The sequence below is a fragment of the Sphingopyxis sp. genome, assembly GCF_035565275.1.
Lineage (GTDB): Bacteria > Pseudomonadota > Alphaproteobacteria > Sphingomonadales > Sphingomonadaceae > Sphingopyxis.
In genome coordinates this window covers 1-8638 of sequence record NZ_DATMST010000224.1, presented here as the reverse complement: position 1 = coordinate 8638, position 8638 = coordinate 1, and the positions used below count along the sequence as shown (strand labels likewise).

The window sequence follows — 8638 nt, the reverse complement described above, 5'->3', positions numbered from 1 at the left end:
CGCAGCGAAGGCCGCGCGCGCCTTTTCGCCCGTTCCGAGCGGATTTTCGTTCGCGCTCAATTTGATCAGCGGACGCCCGTCGGCGCCGGCGGACTTGCCGGGAACATAGGGGGCGATGCCGCTGATCCACGGCTTGGGCTGAAGGCTTTGGGTCGCGTCGGTCATGCCGCGCCGTTTAACGGCTATGCTGCGCGAGTCCAGTACGTTGACAGGGTGCGCGCGCCCGCTTAGCCCCGCGCGAACCATGGCGAGCCTGCTCCACGATATCCGGCATCACAGCGTGACGATCGCCGCGCCGCTGCCGCTCGACAGCGGACAGGTGCTGGGCTCGGTGACGATCGCCTATCAAAGCTATGGCGCGCTCAATCCCGACAAGTCGAACGCGGTGCTGATCTGCCATGCGCTCACCGGCGACCAATATGTCGCGAGCGACCATCCCGCCACCGGCAAGCCCGGCTGGTGGGCGCGCATGGTCGGCCCCGGCAAGCCGATCGACACCGACCGGTTCCACGTCATCTGCGCCAATGTGCTCGGCAGTTGCATGGGGACGAGCGGCCCTGCCACCCCGGACGCGGCTACCGGCGCGCCGCTCGGCATGCAATTCCCCGTCATCACGATCGCCGACATGGTGCGCGCGCAGGCGATGCTGCTCGATCATCTCGGCATCGCGCGACTTCACGCCGTCGTCGGCGGGTCGATGGGCGGAATGCAGACGCTCGCCTGGGCCGCAGCCTATCCCGAACGCCTTGCCTCTGCGCTTGTCATCGCCAGCGCGGCGCGCCATTCGGCGCAGAATATCGCGTTTCACGAGGTCGGACGGCAAGCGATCATGGCCGATCCCGACTGGCAGGACGGCCAATATTACGGCAGCGCGCGTGCGCCCGCCAAGGGGCTCGCGGTTGCGCGCATGGCGGCGCACATCACCTATCTGTCCGAAGAGGGGCTGACCGAGAAATTCGGCCGCCGCCTGCAGGCGCGCGACATCAAGAGCTTCGGTTTCGATGCCGATTTCCAGATCGAATCCTATCTCCGGCATCAGGGGCTGGCCTTCACCGACCGCTTCGACGCCAACGCCTATCTCTATATCACGCGCGCGATGGATTATTTCGATCTCGCCGACCCGCACGACGGTCGTCTCGCCGGGGCCTTCGCGAACGCGAAGGATGTGCGCTTCACACTCGTCAGTTTCGACACCGACTGGCTCTATCCGACCTCCGAATCGCGCCGCGTCGTGCAGGCGCTGCAAAGCGTGGGCGCTGCGGCGAGCTTCGTCGAGCTGTCGGCACCCTTCGGCCACGACAGCTTCCTTCTCGACGTCCCCGCGCTCGACCGCCTCGTCGCGGGTGCGCTGAACGCAGGGGCGGCATGACCGAAAACTACCGCCTGTCCTTCGACCGGGCCGAGATGCAGATCGATGCGATCCACGCGTTTCTGGTGCAAAGCTACTGGGCCGAACATATTCCGCTCGAAATCGTCGAACGCGCCGTCGCGGGATCATTGTGTGTCGGCACTTTCGGTCCCGGCGGTGAACAGGTCGGGTTTGCGCGGGTCGTCACCGACCGGGCGACCTTTGCCTATCTCGCCGACGTCTATGTCCTCGGATCGCATCGCGGGCATGGCCTTGCCGCGCGCATGGTGACGGCGCTTCACGATCATGCCGACCTTCAGGGGCTGCGGCGGTGGATGCTCGCGACGAGCGACGCCCACGGGCTCTATGCAGCGCTCGGCTGGACGGCCGTCGAAGACAGTGAACCGTTCATGCAACGGCATTTCCCCGACGTTTACAGGCGACCCCGGCAATGAAACTTCGCCCCGATCTCGCGATCATCGCGGCTGCCGTACCGCCCGGAACCCGCGCGCTCGACGTCGGCTGTGGCGACGGCGAGCTGATGGTTGCGCTGCGCAACAAGGGCGTCGACGCGCGCGGGCTCGAAATCGATCCGGCGAACGTCACCGCGGCGATCGCGCGCGGCCAGTCGGTGGTGCAGGGCGACGCGAACCACGACCTTGCCGACTATCCCGACGATGCATTCGACTATGCGATCCTGTCGCAGACGCTCCAGACGACAGAGCGCCCCGACCGCGTCGTGGACGAACTGCTGCGCATCGCGCCGCGCGCGTTCGTCAGCTTCCCCAATTTCGCGCACTGGCGCGTGCGGCTTGCGCTGCTCTGGGGCGGGCGCATGCCGGTAACGCGGTCGATTCCGATCGCTTGGTACGAAACGCCGAACATCCATCATGTGACGGTCAGCGATTTCCGCGACCTCGTCCATTCCAAGGGAATCGGGGTCGAGCGCGTCTGGCATCTCTCGGGCGACAAGCCGACGAGCGATGCCGCCGCCAGCTGGCGCGCCGAACACGCCATCTTCCTGATTAACCGGGGTTAGTCCCGCTTCAGCAGTCCGTTTGCGAGCAGGTCGTTCGCCGCCTGCGCAATCGCGTCGACGTCGGGCGCGTCGTCCCACAGGCCGTAACGCATACCGAGGAAGACGTTCATGCCCGCGATCGCCCAAGCGTGGACCTCGCCCGCGTCGGGCCGGATATCGCCACGCTTCGCGCCGGCCTCGAGCCGCTGGCGGATGCGCTCTACGGTCGTTTCATAATGGCTCCGATAGCTCGCATAATCGACGAATTCGGCCTCGTCGATGATCCGGTAGATCTCCTTGTGCTCGCGCACGAAGCCCAGATACGACTGAAGCCCCAGCCGTTCGGCCGCGATCGCGTCGGGGGCGCCCTGCACGATCGGCGTGACATGGTCGCGCAGCTGTTCGCTCATATAGCGGACGAGCGCCTGGAAGATTTCCTCTTTCGAATCGAAATAGGTGTAAAAGCTGCCGAGCGCGGTCCCGGCGCGACGCGTAATCGCGCTGATCGAGGCTTCGTGGAACCCGCGCTCGCCGAATTCGATCGCCGCCGCGTCGAGCAGCTTTCGCAGCGTCCTGCGCCCGCGCTCGGTCCGCGGCGTCTTGTCCGGATTGCCCGCCTCGTTTTCGGCGAGCGGCGCGGATGATTGCGGCTGATCCATGGCTGCCTTCCATCTCCCCTTGGCACGGCTCCCGCCGCCATCGTGGCTTTTCCGCACCACTGGCAAGCAAAAAACGCGCCGTCGATATTCCAAGTTGAAACTTGGTTCACCTTTCATTATTGGAAGTGGCGCGGCTTGGCAAGCACCGGCCCAAGAAAAGCAGACAGGGTGACGAGGGGTCACCCGCCACATGGGAGAGTCTTCATGCGTCCTTTCGCCCGCTCGCTGCGCCGCGGCATTCTTGCCACCAGCGCGGTTTCGATGATCGCCTTTGCTCCGCCGGTTTTCGCGCAGGAGGAAGGCGCGAGCGCCGATAGCAGCGACGAGATCATCGTCACCGCGCGGCGCCGCGACGAGCGGCTGATCGACGTGCCGATCGCGGTCACCGCCATTTCTGGCGACGCGCTGTCCAGGGTTGGCGCGATCGACATCACCGACGTCGCCAACATGGCGCCTAACACGACGCTCGAAAATTCGCGCGGCACCAACTCGACGTTGACTGCCTTCATCCGCGGCGTCGGCCAGCAGGATCCGGTTCCGGGCTTCGAGGCGGGCGTCGGCATCTACCTCGACGACGTCTATCTGAACCGGCCGCAGGGCGCAGTGCTCGACATTTACGACGTCGAACGCATCGAGGTGCTGCGCGGCCCGCAGGGCACGCTCTACGGCCGCAATACGATCGGCGGCGCGGTCAAATATGTGGCGCGCGCGCTCAATCCCGATTCGCCCGAACTGCGTATCCGGGCCACCTATGGCACCTACGACCAGGCCGATCTCGTCGTCACCGCGAGCGCGCCGATCAGCGACATCTTCCGCGTCGGCGGCTCGGTGGCGCGCCTGTCGCGCGGCGGCTTCGGCGATAATCTGACGATTCCGGGGCTCGAAAATTACAACAAGGACGTCTGGGCTGGCCGCGGGACGGTCGAACTCGGCGGCAATGGCGCGCCGGTCCTGATCCGCATCTCGGGTGACTATACGCGCGACAAGTCCGACCCGCGCAACGGCCACCGCCTGATCCCGGGGCTGGTGTCGGGCGCGCCTGTCCTCGGCGACGTCTACGACACGCGCGCGGGACTCAACGACCCGAGGCAGGATGTGAAGGCTTATGGTCTCGCTATGAATGTCTCTGCCGAACTCACCGACAATGTGACGCTGCGCTCGATCAGTTCGTGGCGCAAGGACACCAGCTTCACCCCGATCGATTTCGATGCCTTGCCGTCGGTCGACGTCGATGTTCCCGCGGTCTACCGCAACGAACAGCTCAGCCAGGAATTCCAGCTTCTCTACGAAGGCGACCGGCTGCACGGCCTTGTCGGCTTCTATTATCTCGATGCCAAGGCCGCGACCTCGTTCGACGTGTTGCTCGGGCTCGTCGGTTCGTCGGTCGGCTTCCCCGGCTTCAACGCATACACCGCCGGTGATGTGCGAACGAAGACCTGGTCGGTATTCGGCGATTTCACCTTTGACTTCACCGAACAGCTGAGCCTGTCGGTCGGCGGACGCTATACGAACGACAAGCGCGACGCCTTCGTCTACAAGGCGACGCGCATTTCGGGTCTGTCGCCCGAATTCGGCGGCACGGTGGCACCGATCACCACTGCGGTGGCCACGGATTTCCAAGGCGATCGCACCTTCAAGGAATTCACCCCGCGCGCATCGCTGAGCTTCAAGCCCGATGCCGACAATATGATCTACGCCTCCTATTCGAAGGGGTTCAAGGGGGGCGGCTTCGATCCGCGCGGATCCGGCGTATCGGCGCCGATCAGCGATCCGGTGGCGGGCCGAACCTATCAGGACATCTACGACTATCTTTCGTTCGAACCCGAAAAGGTCGACAGCTATGAAATCGGCTACAAGGGATCGTTGCTCGATCGCCGGCTGACCCTGAGCCTCGCCGGCTTCTACATGGACTACAAGAACGTCCAGATTCCGGGATCTTCCGCCTGCGTGGACGCTCTGGGCCTCCCCAGTTTCTGCGGCATCACCACCAATGCGGGCAAGGCACGGCTTCAGGGCATCGAGGCCGAAGCCAATGCGATTCTCGCGCGCGACTTCGCCGGCGCGGGTTCGACCTTCCGCTTCAACGGCGCGCTCGGTTATATCGACGCCAAGTATAAAAGCTTCATCGCCGGCAATCCTCCCGCCGACGTATCCGGGCAGCGCACCTTCCAGAACACGCCCAAATGGACGGTGACGGGCTCGGTCGCGGCGGGCATTCCGGCGATGGGCGGCAATATCGACGCATCGACCGGCCTGACCTATCGCAGCCTGACGCACCAGTTCGAGGTGCCGATCCCGGCACTCGACCAGCCCGGCTACGTCCTGTGGGACGCGAGCCTCGTCTGGACCGCCGATAGCGGCGATTATTCTATCGGCATCCACGGCAAGAATCTGACCGACAAGCAATATATCACGTCGGGCTATAATTATCAGAACGCCGCCGGAGGCTCGACGCTGGGGGTCGAGGGCGTGCTCACCGCCTTCTATGGCAACCCGCGGCAGGTTTTCGTCACCGGCACGGTCAAATTCTGACCGGACCACACCTTGAAAAAGGGGGAAAGGGGCGTCCGTTGCGGCGCCCCTTTTTCTATGCGCCGAGCGGCGGCGCCCCGGTGCGCGCAACCATGCGCTCGCCGTCGATCACGATCGGGCTCGCCAGCCCGTCGACCGATGCGCCGTCGGGCCGGAACTGCATCCCGCGCGCCTGCACCTGCGGATCGGCAAAAACGGCGGCGATATCGTTGATCGGCCCCGCGGGCACCCCTTCGGCCTCGAGCGCCAGCGACAGCGGCTGCGCCTCCCACGTCGCGATCTTCGCCGCGAGCAGCGGGATCAGCTCGCTGCGATTCGCCAGCCGCGCCGCGTTGGTCGCAAAGCGCGCCTCGTCGGCCCACCCCTGCTCGCCCAGTATCGCGCACAGCCTGCGGAACTGCCCGTCGTTGCCGACCGCGATCACCAGCTGGCCATCGGCGGTCGCGAAAGCCTGATAGGGCACGACATTGGCGTGGCCATTGCCCATGCGCTTCGGCGATGTGCCGCTCGCGAGATAATTGGCCGCCTGATTGGCGAGCACGCCGACCTGACAATCGAGCAGCGCCATGTCGATATGCGCGCCCCCACCCCCGTCGTCGCCCGTGACGTCACGGCGTCGCAGCGCCGCGAGGATCGCGACGGCGGAATACATGCCGGTAAAGATGTCGGCATAGGCGATGCCTGCCTTTTGCGGCGCGCCATCGGGCTCGCCGGTCAGCGACATCGCGCCGCCCATCGCCTGAATGATGAAATCATAACCCGCGCGATGCGCATAGGGACCCGTCTGCCCGAATCCGGTGATCGAACAGACGATCAGCCGCGGAAAATCGGCGATGAGTGTCGCCGGATCGAGACCATATTTGGCGAGCCCGCCGACCTTGTAATTCTCGATCACCACGTCGGCATCGGCGATCAGTGCGCGAACCGCGGCCTGTCCCTCGGCGGTCGCGATATCGATCGCGGCGCCCGTCTTGCCGCGATTGCAGCTGTGATAATAGGCCGCGCCCAGATTCGCACCGTCCTCGCCCGTCACGAACGGCGGTCCCCAGTGCCGCGTGTCGTCGCCGGCGCCCGGCCGCTCGACCTTCACCACCCCGGCGCCGAGGTCGGCGAGCAGCTGCCCGCACCAAGGGCCCGCAAGCACCCGCGCCAGCTCGACGACGCGGATGCCCTCCAGCGGTCCGGGCGCCGGTTTCGAATCAGGCAAAGGCGGAAATGCCGGTGATCGCGCGGCCGAGGATCAGCGCATGGACGTCGTGCGTGCCCTCATAGGTGTTCACCGTCTCGAGGTTCACCGCATGGCGAATCACATGATAGTCGGCCGAAATCCCGTTTCCGCCGTGCATATCGCGCGCGACGCGCGCGATATCGAGCGCCTTGCCGCAATTGTTGCGCTTCAGGAAGCTGATCATGTCGGGCGCCAGATGCCCCTCGTCGATCAGCCGGCCGACGCGCAGCGCCGCCTGCGTGCCGAGCGCGATCTCGGTGAGCATGTTTGCGAGTTTCAGCTGCACGATCTGGTTCGCCGCGAGCGGACGCCCGAACTGCTTGCGCTCGCCGGTATAATTCCGCGCCGCCTCGTAGCAGAATTCGGCCGCGCCCATCGCGCCCCAGCCGATGCCGTAACGCGCGCGGTTGAGGCAACCGAACGGACCTTTCAGCCCCGACACATTGGGCAGCAGCGCATCCTCGCCGACCTCGACCGCGTCCATCACGATCTCGCCGGTGACCGAGGCGCGCAGGCTCACCTTGCCCTCGATCTTCGGGGCCGACAGGCCCTTCATCCCCTTTTCGAGCACGAAGCCGCGAATCGCGCCGTCGTGCGCGTCGGATTTCGCCCACACGACGAAGACGTCGGCGATCGGCGAATTGGTGATCCACATCTTCGCGCCCTTGAGGCGATAGCCGCCCGCGATCTTCTCGGCGCGCGTGCGCATTCCCGCGGGATCGCTGCCCGCATCGGGTTCGGTCAGCCCGAAACAGCCGACGAGTTCGCCCGAGGTCAGCCCGGGCAGGAACTTCCGCTTCTGCTCCTCGCTGCCATAGGCGTTGATCGGATGGATCACGAGCGAGCTCTGCACCGAACAGGCCGACCGGTACCCCGAATCGATCCGCTCGACCTCGCGCGCGATCAGCCCGTAGCTCACATAGCTGAGCCCCGCGCCGCCATATTCGGGATCGATCGTCGCGCCCAGCAGGCCAAGCGCGCCCATTTCGGACATGATCTCGCGGTCGAACCGCTCGTCGAGGAACGCCGAGGTGACGCGCGGCAGCAATTCGCTTGTCGCGTAGGCGCGCGCCGTGTCGCGCACCATCCGCTCCTCGTCGCTCAATTGGGCGTCGAGCTGGAGGGGATCGAGCGGGTCGAGCGCCTCGATGCGCTGCGGATCGGCAAGGGCCATGGAATGACTTTCTTCAAAGGCCGGCCCGGCCGGGCCGCGCTAAGGGGTCGGTTCGGCCGTCTTGCGGGCCATCGCGGCAGGGGGAGTGTCGCGCGGTTCCAGTATCGCGGCGGTCTCGATCAGGTCAAGCGCGCGCCGTGCATCATTGTAACGCCGCGCATCGATCATCCAGTCCGCCGCGACGGCGGCGCCGGGCATCGCCTCGACCTCGGCAATCGCCTTGTCGGCCTGCCCCGCGCCAAGATAGCGCCGCGCGCGTTCAAGCCGTTCGGAGGCGCGCGGCGACTGGGTTCCGGCGGCGCGCACGACGAACAACTCGCCAAGCTCGCGGCGAAGGCCCGTCCACAGGCTGCCATTTCCCTCGCCGTCGCGCCCGACGAGCTGCGGCGCCAGCGCGTCGAGTTCGGCACGCAGCTGTTCGAGCGTCACCGGTTCGCGCGAGGTTTCGATGATCGTCTTGACTGCATTGGGCTGATCGTCGCCGAAACGCAGGCGAAGCTGGGCGTCGAGATAGCCGAGCGAAAGGCCGCGATCGAGTGCGCGGCGGACCGCAAAGGCGACGAGCAGCCCCTCGGCGCGCGAAGCGTTGCCCGATGCCGATTCGGCTTCCAGCGTAATGCGCGAAAGCCGCTGCTCCAGCTCGGCGACGCGCGCGGCGAGCGCGTTGGCGCCGTCGAGC

Annotated in this window: 8 protein-coding genes and 1 pseudogene; 4 read left to right on the top strand and 5 right to left on the bottom strand. The window is 65.8% G+C overall.

Annotated elements, in window-relative coordinates; translation table 11 throughout:
* Positions 1-165 (bottom strand): annotated as a pseudogene (locus tag VN047_RS15615) (histidinol-phosphate transaminase); the annotation flags it as partial.
* A gap of 79 nt (positions 166-244) precedes the next feature.
* On the opposite strand from VN047_RS15615, the gene metX reads away from it, so the two are divergent.
* Genes metX through metW form a run of 3 tightly spaced genes read left to right on the top strand, consistent with a single transcriptional unit; the run spans position 245 to position 2387 of the window.
* Positions 245-1369, top strand: coding sequence for a homoserine O-acetyltransferase MetX (metX, locus tag VN047_RS15610; RefSeq protein WP_325544247.1), 1125 nt, complete (start codon positions 245-247; stop codon positions 1367-1369).
* Positions 1366-1803, top strand: coding sequence for a GNAT family N-acetyltransferase (locus VN047_RS15605; protein WP_325544245.1), 438 nt, complete (start codon positions 1366-1368; stop codon positions 1801-1803). The genes metX and VN047_RS15605 overlap by 4 nt, the downstream gene beginning before the upstream one ends.
* Positions 1800-2387 (top strand): methionine biosynthesis protein MetW, encoded by a 588-nt coding sequence (metW, locus tag VN047_RS15600; protein ID WP_325544243.1) that lies wholly within the window; start codon positions 1800-1802, stop codon positions 2385-2387. The genes VN047_RS15605 and metW overlap by 4 nt, the downstream gene beginning before the upstream one ends.
* Here the strand turns inward: metW and VN047_RS15595 are convergent.
* Positions 2384-3025, bottom strand: a complete 642-nt coding sequence (locus VN047_RS15595) for a TetR/AcrR family transcriptional regulator (protein WP_325544241.1) — start codon at positions 3023-3025, stop codon at positions 2384-2386. The genes metW and VN047_RS15595 overlap by 4 nt on opposite strands.
* Before the next feature lie 204 nt (positions 3026-3229).
* Here VN047_RS15595 and VN047_RS15590 point away from each other — a divergent pair, with 204 nt between their 5' ends.
* Positions 3230-5557 carry a TonB-dependent receptor gene (locus VN047_RS15590; protein ID WP_325544239.1) on the top strand — a complete coding sequence of 776 codons (2328 nt, stop codon included), beginning with the start codon at positions 3230-3232 and terminating at the stop codon, positions 5555-5557.
* Positions 5558-5612: 55 nt separating this feature from the next.
* Here VN047_RS15590 and VN047_RS15585 read toward each other — a convergent pair whose 3' ends face one another.
* The 3 genes from VN047_RS15585 to VN047_RS15575 all read right to left on the bottom strand — a co-directional run.
* A complete protein-coding gene (locus VN047_RS15585; RefSeq protein WP_325544237.1) occupies positions 5613-6764 on the bottom strand; it encodes a CaiB/BaiF CoA-transferase family protein in 1152 nt (383 codons plus the stop codon).
* Complete coding sequence (locus tag VN047_RS15580; protein ID WP_325544235.1) at positions 6757-7959, bottom strand: acyl-CoA dehydrogenase; 1203 nt, start codon at positions 7957-7959, stop codon at positions 6757-6759. Before VN047_RS15580 ends, VN047_RS15585 begins: the two co-directional genes overlap by 8 nt.
* A gap of 39 nt (positions 7960-7998) precedes the next feature.
* The coding region (locus VN047_RS15575) for a mitofilin family membrane protein (RefSeq protein WP_325544233.1) at positions 7999-8638 on the bottom strand (640 nt) is incomplete at its 5' end.

Bases quoted from the DNA above. Each gene is read 5' to 3' on its own strand.
- VN047_RS15605 (WP_325544245.1), top strand. From the start codon at position 1,366: ATGACCGAAAACTACCGCCTGTCCTTCGACCGGGCCGAGATGCAGATC.
- VN047_RS15590 (WP_325544239.1), top strand. From the start codon at position 3,230: ATGCGTCCTTTCGCCCGCTCGCTGCGCCGCGGCATTCTTGCCACCAGC.
- metW (WP_325544243.1), top strand. From the start codon at position 1,800: ATGAAACTTCGCCCCGATCTCGCGATCATCGCGGCTGCCGTACCGCCC.
- metX (WP_325544247.1), top strand. From the start codon at position 245: ATGGCGAGCCTGCTCCACGATATCCGGCATCACAGCGTGACGATCGCC.
- VN047_RS15580 (WP_325544235.1), bottom strand. From the start codon at position 7,959: ATGGCCCTTGCCGATCCGCAGCGCATCGAGGCGCTCGACCCGCTCGAT.
- VN047_RS15595 (WP_325544241.1), bottom strand. From the start codon at position 3,025: ATGGATCAGCCGCAATCATCCGCGCCGCTCGCCGAAAACGAGGCGGGC.